Origin of the sequence: Plantactinospora sp. WMMB334 (genome assembly GCF_049179095.1) — a bacterium.
Lineage (GTDB): Bacteria > Actinomycetota > Actinomycetes > Mycobacteriales > Micromonosporaceae > Plantactinospora.
Map to the genome: position 1 here is coordinate 5998581 of NZ_JBMHME010000002.1, position 21600 is coordinate 6020180.

The following is a 21600-nucleotide window of genomic DNA, read 5'->3' on the forward strand; positions in this document are numbered from 1 at the left end:
CCGGCGACCGTCGGTCCGGGCCGCCCGGACCCGCTACGCGTACCGGCCCGGCCCCGGTCTCCCCGGGCCGCACGTCGGCCCCGGACCGGAATCCCGCGCCCGGCGGGACCGCCCCGCCCGCTCCGGCGCCGGCCGCCCCGTCGGCGAAACCGCCCGCGAAATCGCCCGGCGGTTCCGCCACCACCGGCACACCGCCGCCCGGCGATGCCAGCACGCCACTCCGGAGTACGAAACGCACCTGGCAGCTGGTCATCGGCTCGCTCGGCGTACTGCTCATGCTCGGCATCTGCGGGCTCAGTTCCTATTTCTTCGTCGTCGACGAACCGGTGGGGCGGGACGCCCGCCCCGCCGACGGGCTGGGCGCGGCCGCCGCGCCCCGGGACATCAGCTCCCGGGCCGCCGATCCGGCCCCGCTGACGGTCAGGGAACTCTTCCCGTCCGCCAAGGAGGTGCAGGTCGACACCGATCAGTCGGCGTACGAGCTGCTCAAGACCCAGGAATCGGCGGACTGCGACCTGGTCGCCGAGGGCGACATCGCCACGGTCCTGGCGGACGCCGGCTGCAGCCAGTTCGTCCGGGGCACCTTACGGTCCCCGACGGGCCTGTACCTCGCGACCGCCGGGATCGTCAACCTCGCCGACGAGGCGGGAGCGACAGCCGCGCGAGAGAAGATCAAGACGATCGTCGACGCTGGAGAGGGGCGCTTCCGCGGGCTGGCCGCCGGGCGCGGCACCGAGGCCGTCACGCTCGCCTCGGCCCAGGCCGGGTGGCACGTGCGAGGGCACTTCCTGATCTACTGCGTCGTCGCCAAGACCGACGGCAAGACGATCGGGGCCGACGACCTCTTCGCCCGGCAGATCCTCTCCGACATGATCGAGGTGTATCTGCGCGGCAAGGTGCTCGACAAGCGGGCCATCTCCGCCTCGACCACGCCCGGTCCGTCCAGCCCCGCCCAGCCCGGCTGAACACCGGCCGGGCAGGGCCACCCGCGCCTGAGACCGGCCCGATCCCGGCCTCAGGCCGAGGCGGTGAGCCGGAGCCGGCGGGTCCGTAGCGCCCGGCCGGCGTACTCGGCGGGATCGTCGGGATAGCCGACCGCGACCAGGATCAGCCCGTGCGGCGGCGCCACGCTCACCTCGCTGGCCCGCTCCCGGCGCCCGAGCAGGCTGCCCGGCCAGTCGACCGGTCGACGCCCGTCGCCGGCCACCAGCATCGCCCCGACCAGGCTGCGCACCATCGACTGGCAGAACGCGTCGGCCTGCACGGTCGCCACCAGGACGCCGTCCGGGTCGCGCCGCCAGTCCAGCCGGGTCAGCTCCCGCACCGTCGTGGCGTTCTCCTTGCGCCGGCAGTACGCCGCGAAGTCGTGCTCGCCGACCAGCCCGGCGGCGGCCCGGTTCAGCGCCGCCAGGTCGAGCGGGCGTGGCCAGGCGAGCACCTCGTGCCGGCGCAGCGGCTCCGCGCCGTACGGCGCGTCGGTGACCCGGTATTCGTAACGTCGCCAGGTGGCCGAGAACCGGGCGTCGAACCCGGCCGGCACCTCGGCGACGGCCCGGACCCGCACGTCGGGCGGAAGCACCCCGGAGAGCCGGCGCGGCAGCGTCTCCGCCCACTGCCGCCACACCCCGGTCGGCAGGTCGAGGTGGCAGACCTGCCCGCTGGCGTGCACCCCGGCGTCGGTCCGCCCCGCCACGGTCAACCCGGTGACCCGGCCCGACCCGACGATCCTGGTCAGCGCCTCGACCAGCACCCCCGCGACGGTACGCCGCCCCGGCTGGGCGGCCCAGCCGGAGAAGTCGCCGCCGTCGTAGCTGACCTCCAGGCGTACCCGGGTCAGATCCTCATCCACCTCGTGCTCCACGGCCAGCTCCAGATACGCCGCGGCCCGACACCCCCACGGGGATGCCGGGCCCGGCGCCGATCGTCGGTGCTACTTGGTGTCCGCCTCGTCGCTGTCCTCCCGGGCCGCCGGGGTGTCGCCGGAGCGCGACTCCGGCGCCTCGGCGTCCTGGTCGGTGGAGGAGGATGCCTGCGGGGTCTCCTCGTCGGGGGCGAGCGCCTCGACCTTGTCCTGCTGCGCCGCCTTGCGGGCGGCGGCCTTCTTCGCCGGCGCCGCCGGGGCGACGACCAGCTCCTCGACCAGCTCGATGATGGCCATCGGCGCGTTGTCGCCCTTGCGCGGGACGGTCTTCACGATCCGGGTGTAGCCACCGTTGCGGTTGGCGAACCGCGGGGCGATCTGGTCGAAGAGGGTGAAGACCACGTCCTTGTCCCGTACGACGGTCAGCACCCGCCGGCGGGACGCCAGGTCCCCCCGCTTGGCCTTGGTGATGAGCTGCTCCGCGAGCGGGCGGAGCCGCTTGGCCTTGGTCTGGGTGGTGGTGATGCGGCCGTGCTGGAACAGCGCGGTGGCCAGGTTGGCCAGGATCATCCGCTCGTGCGCGGGGCTACCGCCGAGGCGGGGGCCCTTGGTGGGCGTGGGCATTCTTGGTGCTCCTCAGTAGTGGGTGGCCGGATCTCCAGTGGGTGGCCGGAAATCCGGCTAGCCCCGGATCAAAGCTGCTCGGTCTCGCGGTAGTCGTCGGTGTCGTAGTCGGCCTCGCCGAAGGAGTCGACGACGTGCGCCGGGTCGAAGTTGGGCGCCGAGTCCTTCAGCCCCAGCCCCATGCCGGCGAGCTTCATCTTGACCTCGTCGATCGACTTCTGACCGAAGTTGCGGATGTCGAGCAGATCGGCCTCGGTACGCCCGATCAGCTCGCCAACCGTGTTGATGCCCTCGCGCTTGAGGCAGTTGTAGGAGCGGACGGTGAGGTCCAGCTCCTCGATCGGCAGCGCCAGGTCGGCGGCGAGCTGCGCGTCCTGCGGCGACGGGCCGATGTCGATGCCCTCGGCGCTCTCGTCCAGCTCCCGGGCCAGGCCGAAGAGCTCGACCAGGGTGGAGCCGGCGGAGGCGAGCGCCGTCCGCGGCCCGATCGAGGCCTTGGTCTCGACGTCGATGATCAGCCGGTCGAAGTCGGTACGCTGCTCGACCCGGGTCGCCTCGACCCGGTACGTCACCTTGAGCACCGGCGAGTAGATCGAGTCGACCGGGATCCGGCCGATCTCGGCGCCGGCCTGCTTGTTCTGTGCGGCGGTGACGTAGCCGCGGCCCCGCTCGACGGTCAGCTCCATGTCGAGCCGGCCCTTGCCGTTGAGGGTGGCGAGCTTGAGGTCGGCGTTGTGCACGGAGACACCGGCCGGGGGCTGGATGTCACCGGCGGTGACGTCGCCGGGGCCCTGCTTGCGCAGGTACATGCTGACCGGCTCGTCGTGGTCGGAGCTGACGCAGAGCTCCTTGACGTTCATGACGAGCTCGACCACGTCCTCCTTGACGCCGGGGATGGTGGTGAACTCGTGCAGCACGCCGTCGACCTTGATCGAGGTGACCGCCGCGCCCGGGATGGACGACAGCAGGGTCCGCCGGAGCGAGTTGCCCAGGGTGTAGCCGAAACCGGGCTCGAGCGGCTCGATGGTGAACCGGGACCGGGTCTCGCTGATCGACTCCTCGGTGAGGGTCGGCCGCTGGGTGATGAGCATGTTGTTTCCTTTTCGTTCGGGGCACCCGCTATTTGATGCCCAAACTTTCTCCGGTGCCCCGCGCCGGCTCCCGGGCGGTGCGCCCGGAGCCGGCGCGGCAGCGCCGGAAACGCTACTTCGAGTAGAGCTCGACGATCAGCTGCTCCTGGACCTGGGTGTCGATGACGCCCCGGGCCGGAAGCGTGTGGATCAGCACCTTCATCTGGCTGGGGATCGCCTCCAGCCAGGCCGGCACCGTCTTCGAGCCGGCCTCGGCCTGCGCCACGATGAACGGCGTCAGCTCCTTGGACTTGCCCCGGACCTCGACGATGTCGTGCTCCTTGACCCGGTAGGACGGGATGTCGACCTTGCGGCCGTTCACCGTCAGGTGGCCGTGCTTGACGAGCTGCCGCGCGTGGTCACGCGACTTCGCCAGGCCGGCCCGGTAGACGACGTTGTCGAGCCGGGACTCGAGGATCTGCAGGAGGATCTCGCCGGTCTTGCCCTTCTTGGCGACGGCCTCCTCGTAGTAGCCCCGGAACTGCTTCTCCAGCACGCCGTAGACCCGGCGGGCCTTCTGCTTCTCGCGGAGCTGGAGCAGGTATTCGGTCTCCTTGGTGCGGCCCCGGCCGTGCTGCCCGGGCGGGAACGGCCGGGACTCGAACGGGCACTTCGGGCCATCGCACTTGCTGCCCTTGAGGAACAGCTTCATCTTCTCCCGACGGCAACGGCGGCAGTCGGGACCGGTGTAACGAGCCATCTCTTTCGTCTACCTCTCAGACCCGACGACGCTTCGGCGGACGGCACCCGTTGTGCGGCTGCGGCGTGACGTCGGCGATCTGGCCGACCTCCAGGCCGACGGCCTGCAGCGAACGGATGGCGGTCTCCCGGCCGGAGCCGGGACCCTTGACGAACACGTCGACCTTGCGCATGCCGTGCTCCATGGCCCGGCGCGCGGCGGCCTCGGCGGCCAACTGGGCGGCGAACGGAGTCGACTTGCGGGAGCCCTTGAAGCCGACCTGGCCGGCGGAGGCCCACGAGATGACCGCTCCGGTCGGGTCGGTGATGGAGACGATGGTGTTGTTGAACGTGCTCTTGATGTGCGCCTGCCCGTGGGCGACGTTCTTGCGTTCCTTGCGCCGGACCTTCTTGACGGCGGCCCCGGCGCGAGCCTTCGGTGGCATGAGTCTGTGCGCTCCTAGTTGACTTTCCCGGACCGGGGCACGGCTCTGCTTGCAGAACCGGCCGGTCGCCGGACAACTCTCCGGTGCGGGTTGGAGTCCGGCCCATCTCGGCGGGCTCCGACCCGGATTCCGATTGAGTTCCTACTTCTTGCCGGGCTTCTTCTTGCCGGCGACGGTCCGCTTCGGGCCCTTCCGGGTCCGGGCGTTGGTACGGGTCCGCTGGCCACGGACGGGCAGACCCCGGCGGTGCCGGATGCCCTCGTAGCAGCCGATCTCGACCTTGCGGCGGATGTCAGCGGCGACCTCGCGGCGCAGGTCGCCTTCTACCTTGTAGTTGGCCTCGATGTGGTTCCGGAGCTGCAGCAGCTCGTCGTCCGTGAGGTCCTTGGCGCGCTTGTCGGGGGAGATGCCGGTGGCGGCGAGCGTCTCGACCGCCCGGGTCCGACCGACCCCGAAAATGTAGGTGAGCGCGATCTCCAGCCGCTTGTCGCGGGGAAGATCGACGCCGACTAGCCGTGCCATGTGCGGGCGACTCCTCGGATTGCTTCACGGAGGTCTGGACCCGTCCCACCCCGCCTGCCCTGACCTGCGGGCCCCGGCCTCCGACCGGGGGTCGGCCACGACTGCGATCTCGCTGGGCGATCTCGCCGCTCGCGGCTGGGACGAGCTTGTGTTGTTGTACGGGATCTGCGACCCGGACCGGCCGTCGGCGCCACCCGCACGTCACCGGCCGGCGGGCGTGGATCAGCCCTGGCGCTGCTTGTGGCGCGGGTCGGTGCAGATGACCATGACCCGGCCGTGCCGGCGGATCATCCGGCACTTGTTGCAGATCCTCTTGACGCTCGGCTTGACCTTCACGGTTGCCTTACTTCCCATCTCTGCCCGGCAGCGCACTGACGCCGTCGAGTCGTGAGGACGGACACGGACACCCGGCCGTCGTCAGATAGTTCACGTCCTGCCGGACCGGTGGCCGGGCCGGCGACGTTCACTTGTAGCGGTAGACGATGCGCCCTCGGGTCAGGTCGTACGGCGAGAGTTCGACGACGACCCGGTCCTCGGGCAGGATGCGGATGTAGTGCTGCCGCATCTTGCCGCTGATGTGAGCCAGCACCTTGTGACCGTTCGCGAGTTCCACCCGGAACATGGCATTCGGAAGTGGCTCGATCACTCGGCCCTCGATCTCGATGGCTCCGTCTTTTTTCGGCATGTCCTCCGCTGTCCTGACGTCGGTTACTCCGGACGGCTCACAACGCCTTTCCCGGACGGAGACCATCCGAGCCAGCCGCGGCTCCGGCCCCACCGAAGCGCGGGTGGGCATGCCGGAGTGGACGCTGTGCGCCGATCAGCCAGTGTACGCGCGCCCGCACGCCAGCGCCAACCCGGGGACTCCCGGGTTGGCGGATCGGACGAAGGCGACTATATCAGGCGGGCTCCTCCTGGCTGCCCTGCTCGCCCCGGTGACGATCCCGCGTCTCGATCTCGGCCCGCCGCCTCTTCTCGATCTTGGCCTGCCGCTGCTTCTCGATCCTGGCCTGCTGCTTCGCGGCACGCTTGGCGGCCCAACGTTGCGGCTCCCCTGTCGCCAGCCCGCCCACGGTGGAGACCAGCAGCACCGCGCCCCACGGCCCGGCCACCCAGACCGGCCAGAAATAGAGCCAGTCGGTGGCGACGAGCGAAGAGACCGCCCAGATCACCACCACGACCGTGACCACCCCGAAATAGCCGTCCCAGGTGTCGGCCAGCCACCCGCGGGTCGCGCCCGGATACCGCCCGTCCGGGCCGGGTCGGGGCACCGGGGTGCCCGCCTCCGTCGCGGGGACGAGCTCGGACCGGTCGACCGGCACCGTACCCGGCAGGTCGTCGAGGAGCCCGGCGAAGTCCCCGTACGTCTTGGCGGCGTACGCCCGCTGCAGCCGATCCTCGTATTCGGCGAGGTCGAGTCGGCCCTCCTGCACCGCCCGCAACAGCTGCTCGGCCACCGCCGCCCGATCCGAGTCCGCGGCGCGCATCTGGTCCCGCCGGTCCATGCCTACGAGGATGCCACCCCCGCGCCACCAGCCACCAACCGGCTCCGCCGGGGTGCAAGGAAGGGCCCCCGGTTATCGCTTTTTGTATAAGAAGGGCCCCCGCCTAACAACTCTCGTCGGGGAGGGCTAGGAAGAGCGGGCCGGTTCCCGGGCGGTCACCAGGTCGCCGAGCCGGGACCGGCCGCCGTCCGGGGCGGTCAGCACCCAGACGCCGTCGTCCAGCAGCGCCATCGTGTGCTCGACGTGCGCGGCGATCGAGCCGTCCCGGGTGACCACCGTCCAGCCGTCGTCCAGCTCCGTCGTGCGGGGCGAGCCCATGGTGAGCATCGGCTCGATGGCCAGCGCCATCCCCGGCACCAGCCGGGGGCCGCGCCCGGGGCGGCCGTGGTTGAGCACGTGCGGGTCCTGGTGCATCTCGGTGCCGATGCCGTGTCCGCCGTACCCCTCGACGATCCCGTAGCGGCCGGCGGCCCGGACGGCGCGCTCCACCGCGTACGAGATGTCGGTCAGCCGGCCGCGCCCGCTGAGCATGCCGCGGGCCGCGGCCCGGATCCCCGCCCACATCGCGTCCTCGGTGGCCTCCGCCATCCGGAGCAGCTCCGGGCGGACCTCGCCGACCCCGACGGTGATCGCGGCGTCGCCGTGCCAGCCGTCCAGGATCGCGCCGCAGTCGATCGAGATCAGGTCGCCCTCCCGGAGCACCTGGGTCGGCGCCGGGATGGCGTGCACGACCTGCTCGTTGACCGAGGAACAGATCGACGCGGGATAGCCGTGGTAGCCCTTGAACGACGGCGTCCCGCCGGCCTCCCGGATCACCGACTCGGCGATCGCGTCGAGATCGGCGGTGGAGACTCCCGGCGCCACGGCGGCGCGCATCCGCTCCAGAGCCGCCGCGACGACGAGCCCGGCGGCACGCATCAGCTCGACCTGCTCCGGGCTCTTCAGCTGGATGTCCAGCTGGGGACGGCGCATGGTGCCAGCCTATCCGCCGTACGAGCGCAGGGCGTCGATAGCCCGCACCGTGACGTCCTCCACCGGTCCGGTGGCGTCGATGCCGACGAGCTTGCCCTGTGCACCGTAGTAGTCGATCAACGGCGCGGTCTTGCTGGCGTACTCGCGCAGCCGCTCGGCGATCGTCTCCGCCTTGTCGTCGTCCCGCTGGAACAGCTCCCCGCCGCACCGGTCGCAGAGTCCTTCCACCGAGGCGGGGTCGAACTCGATGTGCCAGACCTTGCCGCATCCCCGGCAGGTACGCCTCCCGGAGAGCCGCCGGATCACCTCGTCGTCGTCGACCACCAGCTCCAGCACCAGGTCGAGCGCGGTGCCGAGGTCGGCCAGCAACTTGTCGAGCGCGGCAGCCTGCGGGGTGGTCCGGGGGAAGCCGTCGAGCAGGAACCCCTCGGCCGCGTCCGGCTCGGCGAGCCGGTCCCGGACCATGTTGATCGTCACCTCGTCCGGCACCAGCTTGCCGGCGTCCATGTAGCGCTTGGCCTCGACGCCCAGCGGCGTGCCCTGCGAGACGTTGGCCCGGAAGATGTCACCCGTCGAGATCTTGGGCACGGCGAGGTGGGCGGCGATGAACTCGGCCTGGGTCCCCTTGCCCGCCCCGGGGGGACCGACCAGAACGAGTCGCATCTACCGCAGGAACCCTTCGTAGTTCCGCTGCATGAGCTGGCTCTCGATCTGCTTCACCGTCTCCAGCCCGACGCCGACCATGATCAGCACGGCGGTGCCGCCGAACGGGAAGTTCTGGAACTGCTGGTTGTCCAGCCAGATGAAGAAGAAGTTCGGCAGGACCGCGACAGCACCGAGGTAGAGCGACCCGGGAAGCGTGATCCGGCTCAGGATGAAGTCCAGGTAGTCGGCGGTCGGCTTGCCCGGCCGGATGCCGGGGACGAACCCGCCGTACTTCTTCATGTTGTCCGCTACCTCGGTCGGGTTGAACGTGATCGAGACGTAGAAGTACGTGAAGAAGATGATCAGCAGGAAGTAGATGCTGATGTAGGTGGGGCTGTCCGGCTGGACGAGGTGGTTCTGCACCCAGGTCTGCCAGCTGTTGAGATTGTTCTGGTCGAAGAACTGGAGCAACAGCGACGGCAGGTAGAGCAGCGAGGAGCCGAAGATGACCGGGATCACACCCGCCTGGTTGACCTTCAGCGGGATGTAGGTGGAGGTGCCGCCGTACATCCGCCGGCCGATCATGCGCTTGGCGTACTGCACCGGGATCCGGCGCTGCGCCTGCTCGATGAAGACCACCGCGGTGATGACCACCAGAACCAGCACCAGGACCAGGGTGAACATCGCCCAGCCCTTGTTGTTCTTGATCGTCCAGCCCTCGCTGGGAAGCCGGGCCGCGATCGAGGTGAAGATCAGCACCGACATGCCGTTACCGACGCCCCGGTCGGTGATCAGCTCACCGAGCCACATCACCACGCCGGTGCCGGCGGTCATGGTCAGCACCAGGACGCTCACCGTCAGCCAGGTCGGCAGGCCGGTGCCCTCCGGGATGATCGGGAACTCCTGGCACATCCCGTTGAAGAGCTGACCGGAGCGGGCCAGGGCCACGAACGCCGACGCCTGCAGCACGCCGAGGCCGAGGGTCAGGTAGCGGGTGTACTGCGTGATCTTCGCCTGACCGGCCTGGCCCTCCTTGCGGAGCTGCTCCAGTCGCGGAATGACCACGGTGAGCAGCTGCAGGATGATCGAGGCGGTGATGTAGGGCATGATGCCCAGCGCGAAGACCGAGAGCGAGAGCAGCGCGCCGCCGGAGAAGAGGTTGAGCAGGTTGAAGACCCCGTTGCCCTCACCCGACTCCATGGTCCTGATGCACTGCTGCACGTTGCCGTAGGAGACGCCGGGGCTGGGTAGCGTCGCGCCGAGCCGGTAGACCGCGATGATGCCTAAGGTGAACAGCAGCTTCTTGCGCAGGTCAGGCGTGCGGAACGCACTGAGAAAGGCGGAGAGCAACTTCTTCCTCCTGCGCGAGGCGGGCCGCCGCTGGTGCGTGGCGGGACGGGGTGGTTGTCGGGCGAGTGACCCGAACCCATGGCTGGGTTCGGACTCTAACAGTCCGGCGGGCTTCCGGGCAGATCCACCCCGGAGAGCATTCACCGGTTCCGATATTAACGGGAGGTCCCGGCCCCGCTGGGCCTGGCCCCCCTTGGTAGGTCGTGGCGCCCGCCAGTCTCCTGGACTGAGCGAGCGCCCCGACCACCGTCTCCTACAGCTCGGTCACCGAGCCGCCGGCAGCGGTGATCTTCTCCTTGGCCGACGCGCTGAACGCGTGCGCCGACACCTGGAGGGCGACCCCGCCCAGCTCCCCGGTACCGAGGACCTTCACCGGCTGCCCCTTGCGGACGGCACCGGCCGCGACCAGCTCGGCCGGGCCGACCTGACCGCCCTCCGGGAACAGCTCGGCGAGCCGGTCCAGGTTGACCACCTGGAACACGACCTTGAACTTGTTCTTGAAGCCCTTCAGCTTCGGCAGCCGCATGTGGATGGGCATCTGCCCACCCTCGAACGCCGCCGAGATGTTCTTCCGGGCCTTGGACCCCTTGGTGCCTCGACCGGCGGTCTTCCCCTTCGAGCCCTCACCGCGACCCACCCGGGTCTTCTCGGTCTTGGCTCCGGGTGCCGGACGCAGATGGTGGACCTTGATCGTCATTACTCGACCTCCTCGACCTTCACGAGGTGGCTCACGGTGAAGATCATGCCCCGAATCTCGGGGCGGTCCTCCTTGACCACCACGTCGTTGATCCGCTTGAGACCGAGCGACCGCAGCGACTCGCGCTGGTTGTGCTTGGTCCCGATGCCGGACCGGACCTGGGTCACCTTCAGGCGTGCCATCAGGCCGTCACCCCCGCCTGGGCCGCCAGCATGGCGGCCGGGGCGACGTCCTCGACCGGTAGACCCCGACGCTTCGCGACCGCCTCCGGCGACTCCAGCCCCTTCAGGGCCGCCACCGTGGCGTGCACGATGTTGATCGGGTTGGACGAGCCGAGGCTCTTGGAGAGCACGTCGTGGATGCCGGCGCACTCCAGCACGGCACGCACCGGACCACCGGCGATGACGCCCGTACCGGCGCTGGCCGGCTTGAGCAGCACCACGCCGGCGGCGTCCTCGCCCTGCACCGGGTGCGGGATCGAGGCACCGATCCGCGGCACCTTGAAGAAGTGCTTCTTGGCCTCCTCGACGCCCTTGGCGATCGCCGCGGGCACCTCCTTGGCCTTTCCGTAGCCGACCCCGACCGTGCCGTCGCCGTCGCCGACGATCACCAGGGCGGTGAAGCTGAACCGACGTCCGCCCTTCACGACCTTGGCAACCCGGTTGATCGCGACGACCCGCTCCAGATGCGGCGTCTTCTCGGCGGGCGCGTTTCCGCGGCCGCCCTCACGGCGGTTGTCGCGGCGACCACCCTCGTTGCCACCGGACCCGCCGCCACGGCGCTGTTGACCTGGCATCAGCAGCCTTCCTCTCTTCTCGTGACGGGGTTCAGAACTCGAGCCCGGCTTCGCGGGCCGCGTCGGCCAACGCCGCGATCCGCCCGGCGTACTTGTTGCCACCGCGGTCGAAGACGACCTTGGCGATCCCGGCCGCCCGGGCGCGCTCGGCCACGAGCGCGCCGACCTTGCCGGCCAGGGCGCTCTTGTCGCCCTCGCTGCCCCGGATCGACTCGTCCAGGGTCGACGCGGAGACCAGGGTGTGCCCCTTGCCGTCGTCGACGATCTGCGCGGTGATGTGCCGCAGCGATCGGGTGACCACGAGACGCGGCCGCTCGGCGGTGCCGACGACGGTCTTGCGCACCCGGAAGTGCCGACGCGCCCGCCCGACGGCGCGCTGAGCGGCAACGCCGCGCCGGCGCTTGAGCAGTGTGGCGGTCACTTCTTACCTGCCTTTCTCCCGGCCTCACGGCCGGCGAATGACTTCGCCCTGGCGGTGGCAATCACTTCTTGCCTGCCTTCCCGGCCTTACGGCGAATCACTTCGCCCTGGTACTTGACGCCCTTGCCCTTGTACGGCTCCGGCGGGCGGATCTTCCGGATGTTGGCGGCCACCTCGCCGACCTGCTGCTTGTCGATGCCGGCCACGTGGAACAGGGTGGGCCGCTCGACCGTGAAGGTGATCCCGGTCGGGGCCTTCACCTGCACCGGGTGCGAGAAGCCGAGCGCGAACTCCAGATCGCTGCCCTTGGCGGTGACCCGGTAACCGGTGCCGGCGATCTCCAGGGTCTTGCGGTAGCCCTGCGTCACCCCGACGATCATGTTCGCCACCAGGGTACGGCTCAGGCCGTGCAACTCCTTGGCCTTGCGCTCGTCGTTCGGCCGGTTGACGTGCAGCTGGCCGTCCTCGCCCCGCTCCGCCGTGATCGGCTCGGCCAGGGTGTGCGACAGCTCGCCCTTGGGGCCCTTGACCTTGACGGTCGAGCCGTCGATCGTCACCTCGACACCGGACGGCACCGGGATCGACTTACGTCCAATACGCGACATTATCGATCATTTCCTTCGTTCGCGACTGCGGGGCTCCGCTTCGCTGCACTCCTCGCGCTCACGGCAGTCTCCCGTTACCAGACGAAGGCGAGGACTTCCCCGCCAACGCTCCGCTTGCGAGCCTGCCGGTCGGTCAGCAGTCCCTGGGACGTCGAGATGATCGCCACACCCAGCCCGCCGAGCACCCGCGGGAGCCCGTCCGACTTGGCGTACACCCGGAGACCGGGCTTGGAGACGCGCTTGATGCCGGCCAGGCTCCGCTCCCGGTTCTGGCCGTACTTCAGGTCGACGACCAGTCGCTTGCCGACGGCGCCCTCCTCGGGCTCCTCGACCGACCAGGTCGCGATGTAGCCCTCGGACTTGAGGACCTCGGCGATGTTCGCCTTGATCTTCGAGTAGGGCATCGTCACCCGGTCGTGGTACGCCTGGTTGGCGTTACGCAGACGCGTCAGCATGTCTGCGATCGGGTCGGTCATCGTCATGGATCTCGTCAGCCTTTCTCGCCGGGGTTCCCGGGGCAGTGGCCCGGGCCTACGGCGTTGCGATCCTCGCCCCGGACATCGGCCGGGACGTGGCTGGGCCCAAAGCAGGTGGCGTCGCGGTGCTCGCTCCGCCACCGGCGGATGGGGCGCAGTGTCACCAGGAAGCCTTCGACACGCCGGGCAGCTCGCCCCGGTGGGCCATCTCCCGGATGCACACCCGGCAGAGGCCGAACTTGCGGTAGACCGCCTTCGGCCGACCACACCGCTGGCAGCGGGTGTACGCGCGAACCGAGAACTTCGGCTTCGCGGCGGCCTTGAGAATCAGCGCCTTCTTCGCCATCTCAGTTCTCCTCGTTTCGATCCGTCACGCGGCTCAGCTCTCCTTGAACGGGAAGCCCAGGAGCTTGAGCAGCGCCCGGCCCTCGTCGTCGGTCGTCGCGCTGGTCACCACCGTGATGTCCATGCCCCGTACGCGATCGATCCGGTCCTGGTCGATCTCGTGGAACACCGACTGCTCGGTGAGCCCGAACGTGTAGTTGCCGTGCCCGTCGAGCTTGCGCCCGTCCAGGCCACGGAAGTCGCGGATCCGGGGCAGCGCGATCGAGAGCAGCCGGTCCAGGAACTCCCACATCCGGTCGCCGCGCAGGGTGACCTTGGCGCCGATCGGCATCCCCTCGCGGAGCTTGAACTGCGCGATGGACTTGCGGGCCCGGCGCACCTGCGGCTTCTGGCCGGAGATGGTGGCCAGGTCACGCACGGCGCCGTCGATCAGCTTCGCGTCGCGGGCCGCCTCGCCGACACCCATGTTGACGACGATCTTGACCAGCCCGGGCACCTGCATCGGGTTGCCGTACTGGAACTGCTCGCGCAGCTGCCCCACGATCTCGTCGCGGTAGCGCTGCTTGAGCCGGGGCAGCGTCTTGGTCTCGGTTGCCGTCATCACAGGTCCTTACCGGTGCTGCGCGCGATGCGGATCTTCTGGCCGCCCTCGTCGATCCGGTACCCGACCCGGGTCGGGTTGCCGTCGGAGTCCACGACCATCACGTTCGAGACGTGGATCGGGGCCTCCTGGGTGACGATGCCGCCGGTCTTGGCACCGCGCTGGGTGGTCTGGATGCGGGTGTGCTTCTTGACCCGGTTCACGCCCTCGACCAGGACCTTGTCCTGCCGCGGGTAGGCCGCGATGACCTTGCCCTTGGCACCCTTGTCCTTGCCGGCGATGACGATCACCGTGTCGCCCTTCTTCACCTTCACGGTTACAACACCTCCGGCGCGAGCGAGATGATCTTCATGAACCGCTTGTCCCGCAGCTCCCGGCCGACCGGGCCGAAGATGCGGGTACCCCGCGGGTCGCCACCGTCCTTGATGATCACGGCCGCGTTCTCGTCGAATCGGATGTACGAGCCGTCCGGCCGCCGCTTCTCCTTCGCGGTGCGGACGACGACCGCCTTGACGACGTCGCCCTTCTTCACACCGGCACCGGGGATGGCGTCCTTGACCGTGGCCACGATGACGTCGCCGATGCCCGCGTAGCGCCGACCGGAGCCGCCGAGCACCCGGATGCACAGAATCTCCCGTGCACCCGTGTTGTCGGCGACACGCAGTCGCGACTCCTGCTGAATCACGTCTATCTCCTATGTCTGCCAGTTCTCAGCCGGTGGTCGCTCCGGTCTGCCTTCCCGACCGGAGTCCCGTGCCGGCTGAGCTTGGCGGAACCCTGAGCCTGCGGTACGGCTCCTACTTGGCCTTCTCGAGGATCTCCACGACCCGCCACCGCTTGGTGGCGGAGAGCGGACGGGTCTCCATGAGCAGCACCCGGTCGCCCACGCCGCACGCGTTCTGCTCGTCGTGCGCCTTCAGCTTGCTGGTGCGGCGCATGACCTTGCCGTACAGCGCGTGCTTGACCCGGTCCTCCACCTCGACGACCACGGTCTTTTCCATCTTGTCGCTGACCACGAGGCCCTCGCGGACCTTGCGCTGCGGCCGGGCCTGGGCGGTGGTCGTGTTCTCGTCACTCATGATGCAGTCACCTCAGTCGGCGCGGCCGAAAGCCCAAGCTCGCGCTCACGCATGATCGTGTAGATCCGGGCGATCTCCCGGCGGATGACCTGGAGCCGGCGGTTGTTGTCCAGCTGCCCGGTCGCCCCCTGGACACGGAGGTTGAACAGCTCGGCCTTGGCCTCCCGGAGCCGGCTGACCAGCTCCTCCTCGGAGAGCTCACGCAGCTCGCTGGCCTTCACGCCCGCGGCCATCAGCTTTCACCCACTTCGCGCGTCACAATGCGGCACTTCATCGGGAGCTTGTGGATCGCGCGACGCATCGCCTCTCGCGCGATCTGCTCGTTGGGGAAGGACATCTCGAAGAGCACCCGCCCCGGCTTCACGTTGGCGACCCACCACTCCGGCGAACCCTTACCGGAACCCATCCGGGTCTCGGCCGGCTTCTTGGTCAGGGCCTGGTCCGGAAAGACCGTGATCCAGACCTTGCCGCCACGCTTGATGTGCCGGGTCATCGCGATACGCGCCGACTCGATCTGCCGGTTGGTCACGTACGCGGGCTCGAGCGCCTGGATTCCGAACTCGCCGAACACCACCCGGTTGCCGCCCTTCGACGCGCCGTGGCGGTCGGGGTGGTGCGGCTTGCGGAAGCCCTTCGGGGGCTTGCGCGGCATCAGCATCTGTCAGCCCTCCTGCGCTGAGCTGTCCGTTCCGGCGGAAGCCGCCGGAGTCGCCGCGGCGGAAGCCGGCGCGGCGCTGTCCTTCGTCGCCTCGGCGGGCGTACCGGAGATCTCCGCCTGCGCGGCCCGGCCCGCCTCGGTGCCCCCGGCGGTGGTGCCGGAGGAGCCGGAGCGGCCACGGCGCGGGCGCTCGGGACGGTCGCCCCGCTCCCGGCGCGGACGGGCCGGACCCGTCTCGGCCGGAGCCTCCCGGCCCGGCACGGCGTCACCCTTGTAGATCCAGACCTTCACGCCGATCCGGCCGAAGGTGGTCCGGGCCTCGAAGAAGCCGTACTCGATGTTGGCCCGCAGCGTGTGCAGCGGCACCCGACCCTCGCGGTAGAACTCGGTGCGGCTCATTTCTGCGCCGCCGAGCCGGCCGGAGACCTGCACCCGGATGCCCCGCACGATCGGGTTCTTCATCGCGGACTGCATGGCCTTGCGCATCGCCCGCCGGAAGCTGACCCGGCTGGAGAGCTGCTCCGCCACGCCCTGCGCGACGAGCTGCGCGTCCGACTCCGGGCTCTTCACCTCGAGGATGTTGAGCTGCACCTGCTTGCCGGTGAGCTTCTCCAGCCTGCCGCGGATCTTGTCGGCCTCCGCGCCCTTGCGGCCGATGACGATGCCCGGCCGGGCGGTGTGGATGTCGACCCGCACCCGGTCCCGGGTCCGCTCGATGTCGACCTTGGAGATGCCGGCCCGCTCCAGGCCGCTGGACATCATCCGCCGGATCTTGACGTCCTCGGCGATGTAGTCCTTGTAGAGCTTGTCCGCGTACCAGCGGGACTTCCAGTCGGTCGAGATGCCGAGCCGGAACCCGTGCGGGTGAACCTTCTGACCCATTACTCGGCACCCTCCGTCTTGCTCTGCTTCTCCGCGCCCTCGGTCGTCGGCTCGGCCTCGGTCGGCTCGGCCGACGCCGTCGCCCCGGCCGGAGCCGCCTTCCTGGCCGGTGCGGCCTTCTTCGCCGCGCCCCGCCCGGCCGGCGCCGCCGGCGTCACGGCCTCGACCACGATGGTGATGTGGCAGGTCCGCTTGCGGATCCGGTACGCCCGACCCTGCGCCCGCGGCTGGAACCGCTTCATCGTCGGGCCCTCGTCCACGAACGCCTCGCTGACGAGCAGCGCGTCGGGGTCCAGCCGCTCGTTGTTCTCCGCGTTGGCGATCGCGCTGGCGAGCACCTTGTAAACCTGCTCGCTCGCCGCCTGCGGCGCGAACTGCAGCACCGTGAGCGCCTCCTTCGCGGGCAGACCGCGGACGAGGTTGACCACCCGGCGCGCCTTGGTCGGCGAGATGCGCACGTGTCGCGCAACCGCCCGCGCGCCCGGAAGCACCGGAGCGTCGCCCTTTACTGGCATCGCTGAAACCCCTTGATCCTTAATCCGTGGTCGGCGCTCAGCGCCGGCGGCTCTTCCGGTCGTCCTTCTCGTGACCCTTGAACGTGCGGGTCAGCGCAAACTCACCGAGCTTGTGCCCGACCATCGCCTCGGTGACGAACACCGGGACGTGCTTGCGCCCGTCGTGCACGGCGATCGTGTGCCCGAGCATGTCCGGGATGATCGTCGAGCGGCGCGACCAGGTCTTGATGACGTTCTTCGAGCCCTTCTCGTTCTGCGTCTCCACCTTCTTGAGCAGGTGGTCGTCGATGAACGGGCCCTTCTTCAGGCTGCGAGGCACTTCGTCTCCCTTTCACTCGCGACTGCGGGGCTCGCTGCGCTCACTCCTCGCGCTCGCATGATCTGCCTATTCCCCTCAGCCGCGCTTACGGGTGGCGTAGCGGCGGCGGACGATGAGGCGGTCGCTCGCCTTGCCCTTCTGCCGGGTACGTCCCTCGGGCTTACCCTGCGGGTTCACCGGGTGACGACCGCCGGAGGTCTTGCCCTCACCACCACCGTGCGGGTGGTCGACCGGGTTCATCGCCACACCCCGGACGGTGGGGCGCCGGCCCTTCCAGCGCATCCGGCCGGCCTTGCCCCAGTTGATGTTTGACTGGTCGGCGTTGCCGATCTCGCCGATGGTGGCCCGGCAGCGCACGTCCACCCGCCGGATCTCGCCGGAGGGCATCCGCAGCGTGGCGTACGCCCCCTCCCGGCCCAGCAGCTGGATGCCGACACCGGCCGAGCGGGCCAGCTTGGCGCCACCGCCGGGCCGCAGCTCCACCCCGTGCACGGTCGAACCGACCGGGATGTTGCGCAGCGGCAGGTTGTTGCCCGGCTTGATGTCGGCGCCCGGACCGGACTCGACCCGGTCGCCCTGCTTCAGGTCCTTCGGCGCGATGATGTAGCGCTTCTCGCCGTCGGCGTAGTGCAGCAGCGCGATCCGCGCGGTGCGGTTGGGGTCGTACTCGATGTGCGCGACCTTCGCCGGCACGCCGTCCTTGTCGACCCGCTTGAAGTCGATGAGCCGGTACTGCCGCTTGTGCCCGCCGCCGTGGTGCCGGGTGGTGATCCGGCCGTGGGCGTTGCGCCCGCCCTTCTTCGGCAGCGGGGCCAGCAGCGACTTCTCCGGGGTCGACCGGGTGATCTCGGCGAAGTCGGCGACGCTGGCGCCACGCCGGCCCGGCGTCGTCGGCTTGTACTTACGGATAGCCATTGTCTACACCCCTCAGCTGACCGGGCCGCCGAAGGCCTCGATGCGGTCGCCCTCGGCCAGCTTCACCATCGCCCGCTTGGTGTTCTTGCGCTTGCCGTACCCGGTGCGGGTGCGCTTGCGCTTCCCCTCGCGGTTGGCCGTGTTGACGGTCAGCACGCGGACGTTGAAGATCTGCTGGATAGCGATCTTGATCTGCGTCTTGTTGGCGTCCGGATGCACCAGGAACGTGTACCAGTTCTGGTCGAGAACGCTGTAGCTCTTCTCCGAGACGACCGGCGCGAAGATGATGTCCCGCGGGTCGGCGATGGTGCTCACTTCTCGCTCTCCTCACCCTGCGTCCCACCACGGCCGCCCAGGAACTCGTCCAGGGCCTCCCTGGTGAAGACCACGTCGTCGGCGACCAGCACGTCGTACGTGTTGAGCTGGCCCGCCTCCAGCAGGTGCACCCGGGGCTCGTTGCGCAGCGAGAGCCAGTTCTGCTCGTCGGTGCTGCTGAGCACGACCAGTACCCGCTTGGCCTCGGTCACCCTGCGCAGCACCGCCAGCGCCGCCTTGGTGGACGGCTGTTCGCCGGTGACGAAGGTCTCGACCACGTGGACCCGGCCACCGCGGGCCCGGTCCGACAGGGCACCGCGCAGCGCGGCGGCCTTCATCTTCTTCGGGGTCCGCTGGCGGTAGTCGCGCGGGACCGGCCCGTGCACGACGCCACCGCCGGCGAACTGCGGCGCGCGGATCGAGCCCTGCCGGGCCCGACCGGTGCCCTTCTGCTTGTACGGCTTCTTGCCGCCGCCGGCGACCTCGCCCCGGGTCTTCGTCTTGTGCGTGCCCTGGCGGGCGGCGGCGAGCTGCGCGACCACGACCTGGTGCATCAGCGCGATGTTCGCCTGCACGTCGAAGATCTCGGCGGGCAGCTCGACGGAGCCGGTCTTGGCGCCCTCGGCGTCCAGCACGTCAACGGTGGTCATCAGGCGGCACCACCCTTCGTCGCCTCGGCCTTCGCGGCAGAACGGACCAGCACCAGCGCGCCCTTGGGGCCGGGGATGGCGCCGCGGACCAGCAGCAGGTTGTTCTCCGGGTCCACCGCCTGGACGGTGAGGTTCTGCACCGTGTAGCGCGCCCCACCCATCCGGCCGGCCATCCGGACGCCCTTGAAGACGCGGCCCGGGGTGGCGCAGGCGCCGATCGAGCCCGGCGAGCGGTGCTTGCGCTCGACACCGTGGCTGGCGCGCAGGCCGTGGAAGCCGTGCCGCTTCATGACACCGGCGAAGCCCTTGCCCTTGGTCCGGCCGGTCACGTCGACCCTGACCCCGGGGGCGAAGGTCTCGACGCTGACCTCCTGGCCCAGCTCGTAGTCGGCGGCGTCGGTGGTGCGCAGCTCGACGATGTGCCGGCGCGGCGCCACGTTGGCCTTGGCGTAGTGGCCGGTGATCGGCTTCTTGACCTTCCGGGGGTCGATCGCGCCGTACGCCAGCTGGACCGCGGAGTAGCCGTCCCTGCCAGCGGTGCGGACCTGGGTGACCACGCACGGTCCGGCCTGCACCACGGTCACCGGGACAACCCTGTTGTTGTCCCAGACCTGGGTCATGCCGAGCTTGGCGCCCAGGATGCCCTTCACTTGCCTGTCCATTAGTCCGGTCCCTACAGCTTGATCTCGATGTCGACGCCAGCCGGCAGGTCGAGGCGCATGAGCGAGTCGACCGTCTTGGGGGTCGGGTCGATGATGTCGATCAGACGCTTGTGCGTGCGCATCTCGAAGTGCTCACGCGAGTCCTTGTACTTGTGCGGCGAACGGATCACGCAGAAGCGGTTGATCTCCGTGGGCAGCGGCACCGGGCCCGCGACCTGAGCCCCGGTACGCGTCACCGTCTCAACGATCTTGCGCGCCGAGGAGTCGACCACCTCGTGGTCGTACGCCTTGAGCCGGATGCGGATCTTCTGTCCCGCCATGGTGGCCTCTGTTCCTTCTCTCGCCTTGTCCGTCCCGCCCCGCCCGCTCCAGCGGAGCCGCTCTCCCGGAGGGGAGCGGGATGTGCCATGCCGGGCTCGGGCGCTGCCCAGTTCCCGTGCTGTCCGACCCCCGCGGTCGGGCGTGTCGCACCCCGGGGCCGGACTCCACCCCGGAAGGTCCGAGGCGGTCCCGCCCGTGCGGGAAGTATCGGGGCGCCGAACGTAGATCAACTACCTCCGGACGCCCAGCAAGGGTGGCTGACTGCCGGGCAGCCAGCCACCCTGCCGGTACGCAACCTGACCAGTATGCCGTACTACCGCACGGCAATGCCAATCGGGGTTACCTGAATTACTTGACGATCTTCGTGACGAACCCGGCGCCGACCGTACGGCCACCCTCGCGGATCGCGAACTTGAGGTTCTCCTCCATCGCGATCGGCTGGATGAGCTTGACCGACATCGTGGTGTTGTCACCCGGCATGACCATCTCGGTGCCCTCGGGCAGCGTGACGACGCCGGTGACGTCCGTGGTCCGGAAGTAGAACTGCGGACGGTAGTTCTGGAAGAACGGGGTGTGCCGGCCACCCTCCTCCTTGGAGAGGATGTAGACGGTCGCCTCGAACTCCGTGTGCGGAGTGGTGGTGCCGGGCTTGACGACCACCATGCCGCGCTCGACGTCCTCGCGCTTGATGCCCCGGAGCAGCAGGCCGACGTTCTCGCCCGCGCGGGCCTCGTCGAGCAGCTTGCGGAACATCTCGATGCCGGTGCAGACCGTCTTCTGCGACTTCTCGCGGATGCCGACGAGCTCCACCTCCTCGTTCGGCTTGAGGATGCCGCGCTCGGCGCGACCGGTCACCACGGTGCCCCGGCCGGTGATCGTGAAGACGTCCTCGATCGGCATCAGGAACGGCTTCTCGGTCTCCCGCTCCGGCTGCGGAATGGCGGTGTCGACGGCGCTCATCAGGTCCATGAGCTTGTCGGTCCACTCCGGGTCGCCCTCGAGGGCCTTCAGCGCCGAGACCCGCACGACCGGCAGGTCGTCGCCGGGGTACTCCTGCGCCGAGAGCAGCTCGCGGACCTCGAGCTCGACGAGCTCGAGCAGCTCCTCGTCGTCGACCATGTCGCTCTTGTTCAGCGCCACGACGATGTAGGGAACGCCGACCTGGCGGGCCAGCAGCACGTGCTCGCGGGTCTGCGGCATCGGGCCGTCGGTCGCCGCGACCACCAGGATCGCGCCGTCCATCTGCGCGGCACCGGTGATCATGTTCTTGATGTAGTCGGCGTGACCGGGGCAGTCGACGTGTGCGTAGTGCCGCGCCTCGGTCTGGTACTCGACGTGTGCGATCGAGATCGTGATGCCCCGGGCCTTCTCCTCCGGCGCCTTGTCGATCTCGTCGAACGGCGTGTACGGGTTCAGGTCCGGCATCCTGTCGTGCAGGACCTTGGTAATGGCCGCCGTCAGCGTCGTCTTACCGTGGTCGATGTGACCAATGGTGCCGATGTTGACGTGCGGCTTAGTCCGCTCGAACTTCGCCTTCGCCACTGGTGTCCTCCTGTGGACTTCTTGGTTCGTACGCCCGGCACGCCATGCGGCGCTCAGGACTCTGTCGAC

Annotated in this window: 35 protein-coding genes; 1 reads left to right on the forward strand and 34 read right to left on the reverse strand. The window is 69.5% G+C overall.

What is annotated here, in order from left to right; genetic code table 11:
* Window positions 1-275 precede the first annotated feature (275 nt).
* The gene (locus ACN27G_RS25590; protein ID WP_421495304.1) at window positions 276-965 is read left to right on the forward strand and encodes a hypothetical protein; all 690 of its coding nucleotides are present in this window, start codon (window positions 276-278) and stop codon (window positions 963-965) included.
* Between the two features lie 50 nt (window positions 966-1015).
* Here ACN27G_RS25590 and truA read toward each other — a convergent pair whose 3' ends face one another.
* From truA to tuf, 34 genes are all read right to left on the reverse strand, one after another.
* Window positions 1016-1849, reverse strand: a complete 834-nt coding sequence (gene truA, locus ACN27G_RS25595) for a tRNA pseudouridine(38-40) synthase TruA (RefSeq protein WP_421495305.1) — start codon at window positions 1847-1849, stop codon at window positions 1016-1018.
* An 81-nt stretch (window positions 1850-1930) separates the two neighbouring features.
* Window positions 1931-2485 carry a 50S ribosomal protein L17 gene (rplQ, locus tag ACN27G_RS25600; protein ID WP_421495306.1) on the reverse strand — a complete coding sequence of 185 codons (555 nt, stop codon included), beginning with the start codon at window positions 2483-2485 and terminating at the stop codon, window positions 1931-1933.
* Window positions 2486-2553: 68 nt separating this feature from the next.
* Window positions 2554-3576 (reverse strand): DNA-directed RNA polymerase subunit alpha, encoded by a 1023-nt coding sequence (locus ACN27G_RS25605; protein ID WP_101368124.1) that lies wholly within the window; start codon window positions 3574-3576, stop codon window positions 2554-2556.
* Window positions 3577-3688: 112 nt separating this feature from the next.
* Window positions 3689-4315, reverse strand: a complete 627-nt coding sequence (gene rpsD / locus ACN27G_RS25610; protein ID WP_421495307.1) for a 30S ribosomal protein S4 — start codon at window positions 4313-4315, stop codon at window positions 3689-3691.
* A 16-nt stretch (window positions 4316-4331) separates the two neighbouring features.
* On the reverse strand, window positions 4332-4739 hold the full coding sequence (gene rpsK, locus ACN27G_RS25615; protein ID WP_030329919.1) for a 30S ribosomal protein S11: 408 nt from the start codon (window positions 4737-4739) through the stop codon (window positions 4332-4334).
* A 141-nt stretch (window positions 4740-4880) separates the two neighbouring features.
* Window positions 4881-5261: a 30S ribosomal protein S13 gene (gene rpsM / locus ACN27G_RS25620; RefSeq protein WP_421495308.1), complete on the reverse strand. Its 381-nt coding sequence runs from the start codon at window positions 5259-5261 to the stop codon at window positions 4881-4883.
* A gap of 222 nt (window positions 5262-5483) precedes the next feature.
* Window positions 5484-5597, reverse strand: coding sequence for a 50S ribosomal protein L36 (gene rpmJ, locus ACN27G_RS25625; RefSeq protein WP_421497460.1), 114 nt, complete (start codon window positions 5595-5597; stop codon window positions 5484-5486).
* A 127-nt stretch (window positions 5598-5724) separates the two neighbouring features.
* Window positions 5725-5946 carry a translation initiation factor IF-1 gene (gene infA / locus ACN27G_RS25630; protein WP_007073013.1) on the reverse strand — a complete coding sequence of 74 codons (222 nt, stop codon included), beginning with the start codon at window positions 5944-5946 and terminating at the stop codon, window positions 5725-5727.
* A 214-nt stretch (window positions 5947-6160) separates the two neighbouring features.
* The gene (locus ACN27G_RS25635; protein WP_421495309.1) at window positions 6161-6766 is read right to left on the reverse strand and encodes a DUF1707 SHOCT-like domain-containing protein; all 606 of its coding nucleotides are present in this window, start codon (window positions 6764-6766) and stop codon (window positions 6161-6163) included.
* Window positions 6767-6892: 126 nt separating this feature from the next.
* Window positions 6893-7738, reverse strand: coding sequence for a type I methionyl aminopeptidase (gene map / locus ACN27G_RS25640; RefSeq protein ID WP_421495310.1), 846 nt, complete (start codon window positions 7736-7738; stop codon window positions 6893-6895).
* Window positions 7739-7747: 9 nt separating this feature from the next.
* The gene (locus ACN27G_RS25645) at window positions 7748-8401 is read right to left on the reverse strand and encodes an adenylate kinase (protein WP_421495311.1); all 654 of its coding nucleotides are present in this window, start codon (window positions 8399-8401) and stop codon (window positions 7748-7750) included.
* Window positions 8402-9733, reverse strand: coding sequence for a preprotein translocase subunit SecY (gene secY / locus ACN27G_RS25650; RefSeq protein ID WP_421495312.1), 1332 nt, complete (start codon window positions 9731-9733; stop codon window positions 8402-8404). It lies immediately after the preceding gene.
* A gap of 253 nt (window positions 9734-9986) precedes the next feature.
* Window positions 9987-10430 (reverse strand): 50S ribosomal protein L15, encoded by a 444-nt coding sequence (gene rplO, locus ACN27G_RS25655; RefSeq protein ID WP_421495313.1) that lies wholly within the window; start codon window positions 10428-10430, stop codon window positions 9987-9989.
* Window positions 10430-10612 carry a 50S ribosomal protein L30 gene (rpmD, locus tag ACN27G_RS25660; RefSeq protein ID WP_013735939.1) on the reverse strand — a complete coding sequence of 61 codons (183 nt, stop codon included), beginning with the start codon at window positions 10610-10612 and terminating at the stop codon, window positions 10430-10432. Before rpmD ends, rplO begins: the two co-directional genes overlap by 1 nt.
* Window positions 10612-11226, reverse strand: a complete 615-nt coding sequence (gene rpsE / locus ACN27G_RS25665; RefSeq protein ID WP_421495314.1) for a 30S ribosomal protein S5 — start codon at window positions 11224-11226, stop codon at window positions 10612-10614. The genes rpmD and rpsE overlap by 1 nt, the downstream gene beginning before the upstream one ends.
* A 31-nt stretch (window positions 11227-11257) precedes the next feature.
* On the reverse strand, window positions 11258-11635 hold the full coding sequence (gene rplR / locus ACN27G_RS25670; RefSeq protein WP_421497461.1) for a 50S ribosomal protein L18: 378 nt from the start codon (window positions 11633-11635) through the stop codon (window positions 11258-11260).
* A gap of 73 nt (window positions 11636-11708) precedes the next feature.
* Entirely contained in the window at window positions 11709-12251 is a 543-nt protein-coding gene (gene rplF, locus ACN27G_RS25675) for a 50S ribosomal protein L6 (RefSeq protein WP_421495315.1), read from the reverse strand.
* Between the two features lie 74 nt (window positions 12252-12325).
* On the reverse strand, window positions 12326-12733 hold the full coding sequence (gene rpsH, locus ACN27G_RS25680; RefSeq protein ID WP_421495316.1) for a 30S ribosomal protein S8: 408 nt from the start codon (window positions 12731-12733) through the stop codon (window positions 12326-12328).
* A gap of 154 nt (window positions 12734-12887) precedes the next feature.
* A complete protein-coding gene (locus ACN27G_RS25685) occupies window positions 12888-13073 on the reverse strand; it encodes a type Z 30S ribosomal protein S14 (RefSeq protein ID WP_007073023.1) in 186 nt (61 codons plus the stop codon).
* 33 nt (window positions 13074-13106) lie between these two features.
* The gene (gene rplE / locus ACN27G_RS25690; RefSeq protein WP_421495317.1) at window positions 13107-13676 is read right to left on the reverse strand and encodes a 50S ribosomal protein L5; all 570 of its coding nucleotides are present in this window, start codon (window positions 13674-13676) and stop codon (window positions 13107-13109) included.
* The gene (rplX, locus tag ACN27G_RS25695; protein ID WP_421495318.1) at window positions 13673-13987 is read right to left on the reverse strand and encodes a 50S ribosomal protein L24; all 315 of its coding nucleotides are present in this window, start codon (window positions 13985-13987) and stop codon (window positions 13673-13675) included. Before rplX ends, rplE begins: the two co-directional genes overlap by 4 nt.
* 2 nt (window positions 13988-13989) lie before the next feature.
* A complete protein-coding gene (gene rplN / locus ACN27G_RS25700) occupies window positions 13990-14358 on the reverse strand; it encodes a 50S ribosomal protein L14 (RefSeq protein WP_089244879.1) in 369 nt (122 codons plus the stop codon).
* Window positions 14359-14470: 112 nt separating this feature from the next.
* Window positions 14471-14752, reverse strand: a complete 282-nt coding sequence (rpsQ, locus tag ACN27G_RS25705; RefSeq protein ID WP_421495319.1) for a 30S ribosomal protein S17 — start codon at window positions 14750-14752, stop codon at window positions 14471-14473.
* Window positions 14749-14985 carry a 50S ribosomal protein L29 gene (gene rpmC / locus ACN27G_RS25710; RefSeq protein ID WP_278064266.1) on the reverse strand — a complete coding sequence of 79 codons (237 nt, stop codon included), beginning with the start codon at window positions 14983-14985 and terminating at the stop codon, window positions 14749-14751. The genes rpsQ and rpmC overlap by 4 nt, the downstream gene beginning before the upstream one ends.
* A complete protein-coding gene (rplP, locus tag ACN27G_RS25715; RefSeq protein ID WP_088647000.1) occupies window positions 14985-15410 on the reverse strand; it encodes a 50S ribosomal protein L16 in 426 nt (141 codons plus the stop codon). The genes rpmC and rplP overlap by 1 nt, the downstream gene beginning before the upstream one ends.
* Before the next feature lie 3 nt (window positions 15411-15413).
* The gene (gene rpsC, locus ACN27G_RS25720; RefSeq protein ID WP_421495320.1) at window positions 15414-16292 is read right to left on the reverse strand and encodes a 30S ribosomal protein S3; all 879 of its coding nucleotides are present in this window, start codon (window positions 16290-16292) and stop codon (window positions 15414-15416) included.
* Window positions 16292-16807, reverse strand: coding sequence for a 50S ribosomal protein L22 (rplV, locus tag ACN27G_RS25725; protein WP_421495321.1), 516 nt, complete (start codon window positions 16805-16807; stop codon window positions 16292-16294). Before rplV ends, rpsC begins: the two co-directional genes overlap by 1 nt.
* A 37-nt stretch (window positions 16808-16844) precedes the next feature.
* Complete coding sequence (rpsS, locus tag ACN27G_RS25730; protein WP_067359615.1) at window positions 16845-17126, reverse strand: 30S ribosomal protein S19; 282 nt, start codon at window positions 17124-17126, stop codon at window positions 16845-16847.
* 75 nt (window positions 17127-17201) lie between these two features.
* A complete protein-coding gene (gene rplB / locus ACN27G_RS25735; protein ID WP_421495322.1) occupies window positions 17202-18041 on the reverse strand; it encodes a 50S ribosomal protein L2 in 840 nt (279 codons plus the stop codon).
* A 12-nt stretch (window positions 18042-18053) separates the two neighbouring features.
* The gene (gene rplW, locus ACN27G_RS25740) at window positions 18054-18356 is read right to left on the reverse strand and encodes a 50S ribosomal protein L23 (protein WP_421495323.1); all 303 of its coding nucleotides are present in this window, start codon (window positions 18354-18356) and stop codon (window positions 18054-18056) included.
* Window positions 18353-19006 (reverse strand): 50S ribosomal protein L4, encoded by a 654-nt coding sequence (rplD, locus tag ACN27G_RS25745; protein ID WP_421495324.1) that lies wholly within the window; start codon window positions 19004-19006, stop codon window positions 18353-18355. The genes rplW and rplD overlap by 4 nt, the downstream gene beginning before the upstream one ends.
* A complete protein-coding gene (gene rplC, locus ACN27G_RS25750) occupies window positions 19006-19668 on the reverse strand; it encodes a 50S ribosomal protein L3 (RefSeq protein ID WP_421495325.1) in 663 nt (220 codons plus the stop codon). Before rplC ends, rplD begins: the two co-directional genes overlap by 1 nt.
* An 11-nt stretch (window positions 19669-19679) precedes the next feature.
* On the reverse strand, window positions 19680-19988 hold the full coding sequence (gene rpsJ / locus ACN27G_RS25755) for a 30S ribosomal protein S10 (protein WP_007073037.1): 309 nt from the start codon (window positions 19986-19988) through the stop codon (window positions 19680-19682).
* 349 nt (window positions 19989-20337) lie between these two features.
* Window positions 20338-21531, reverse strand: a complete 1194-nt coding sequence (gene tuf / locus ACN27G_RS25760) for an elongation factor Tu (protein WP_101368147.1) — start codon at window positions 21529-21531, stop codon at window positions 20338-20340.
* Window positions 21532-21600: the final 69 nt, after the last annotated feature.

Excerpts from the sequence above, each read along its gene's own strand:
- ACN27G_RS25590 (WP_421495304.1), top strand. The coding sequence starts at position 276 with ATGCTCGGCATCTGCGGGCTCAGTTCCTATTTCTTCGTCGTCGACGAA.
- rplQ (WP_421495306.1), bottom strand. The coding sequence starts at position 2,485 with ATGCCCACGCCCACCAAGGGCCCCCGCCTCGGCGGTAGCCCCGCGCAC.
- ACN27G_RS25605 (WP_101368124.1), bottom strand. The coding sequence starts at position 3,576 with ATGCTCATCACCCAGCGGCCGACCCTCACCGAGGAGTCGATCAGCGAG.
- rpsD (WP_421495307.1), bottom strand. The coding sequence starts at position 4,315 with ATGGCTCGTTACACCGGTCCCGACTGCCGCCGTTGCCGTCGGGAGAAG.
- rpsK (WP_030329919.1), bottom strand. The coding sequence starts at position 4,739 with ATGCCACCGAAGGCTCGCGCCGGGGCCGCCGTCAAGAAGGTCCGGCGC.
- rpsM (WP_421495308.1), bottom strand. The coding sequence starts at position 5,261 with ATGGCACGGCTAGTCGGCGTCGATCTTCCCCGCGACAAGCGGCTGGAG.
- infA (WP_007073013.1), bottom strand. The coding sequence starts at position 5,946 with ATGCCGAAAAAAGACGGAGCCATCGAGATCGAGGGCCGAGTGATCGAG.
- ACN27G_RS25635 (WP_421495309.1), bottom strand. The coding sequence starts at position 6,766 with ATGGACCGGCGGGACCAGATGCGCGCCGCGGACTCGGATCGGGCGGCG.
- map (WP_421495310.1), bottom strand. The coding sequence starts at position 7,738 with ATGCGCCGTCCCCAGCTGGACATCCAGCTGAAGAGCCCGGAGCAGGTC.
- ACN27G_RS25645 (WP_421495311.1), bottom strand. The coding sequence starts at position 8,401 with ATGCGACTCGTTCTGGTCGGTCCCCCCGGGGCGGGCAAGGGGACCCAG.
- rplO (WP_421495313.1), bottom strand. The coding sequence starts at position 10,430 with ATGACGATCAAGGTCCACCATCTGCGTCCGGCACCCGGAGCCAAGACC.
- rpmD (WP_013735939.1), bottom strand. The coding sequence starts at position 10,612 with ATGGCACGCCTGAAGGTGACCCAGGTCCGGTCCGGCATCGGGACCAAG.
- rpsE (WP_421495314.1), bottom strand. The coding sequence starts at position 11,226 with ATGCCAGGTCAACAGCGCCGTGGCGGCGGGTCCGGTGGCAACGAGGGT.
- rplF (WP_421495315.1), bottom strand. The coding sequence starts at position 12,251 with ATGTCGCGTATTGGACGTAAGTCGATCCCGGTGCCGTCCGGTGTCGAG.
- rpsH (WP_421495316.1), bottom strand. The coding sequence starts at position 12,733 with ATGACGATGACCGACCCGATCGCAGACATGCTGACGCGTCTGCGTAAC.
- ACN27G_RS25685 (WP_007073023.1), bottom strand. The coding sequence starts at position 13,073 with ATGGCGAAGAAGGCGCTGATTCTCAAGGCCGCCGCGAAGCCGAAGTTC.
- rpsQ (WP_421495319.1), bottom strand. The coding sequence starts at position 14,752 with ATGAGTGACGAGAACACGACCACCGCCCAGGCCCGGCCGCAGCGCAAG.
- rpmC (WP_278064266.1), bottom strand. The coding sequence starts at position 14,985 with ATGGCCGCGGGCGTGAAGGCCAGCGAGCTGCGTGAGCTCTCCGAGGAG.
- rplP (WP_088647000.1), bottom strand. The coding sequence starts at position 15,410 with ATGCTGATGCCGCGCAAGCCCCCGAAGGGCTTCCGCAAGCCGCACCAC.
- rpsC (WP_421495320.1), bottom strand. The coding sequence starts at position 16,292 with ATGGGTCAGAAGGTTCACCCGCACGGGTTCCGGCTCGGCATCTCGACC.
- rplV (WP_421495321.1), bottom strand. The coding sequence starts at position 16,807 with ATGCCAGTAAAGGGCGACGCTCCGGTGCTTCCGGGCGCGCGGGCGGTT.
- rplB (WP_421495322.1), bottom strand. The coding sequence starts at position 18,041 with ATGGCTATCCGTAAGTACAAGCCGACGACGCCGGGCCGGCGTGGCGCC.
- rplD (WP_421495324.1), bottom strand. The coding sequence starts at position 19,006 with ATGACCACCGTTGACGTGCTGGACGCCGAGGGCGCCAAGACCGGCTCC.
- rplC (WP_421495325.1), bottom strand. The coding sequence starts at position 19,668 with ATGGACAGGCAAGTGAAGGGCATCCTGGGCGCCAAGCTCGGCATGACC.
- rpsJ (WP_007073037.1), bottom strand. The coding sequence starts at position 19,988 with ATGGCGGGACAGAAGATCCGCATCCGGCTCAAGGCGTACGACCACGAG.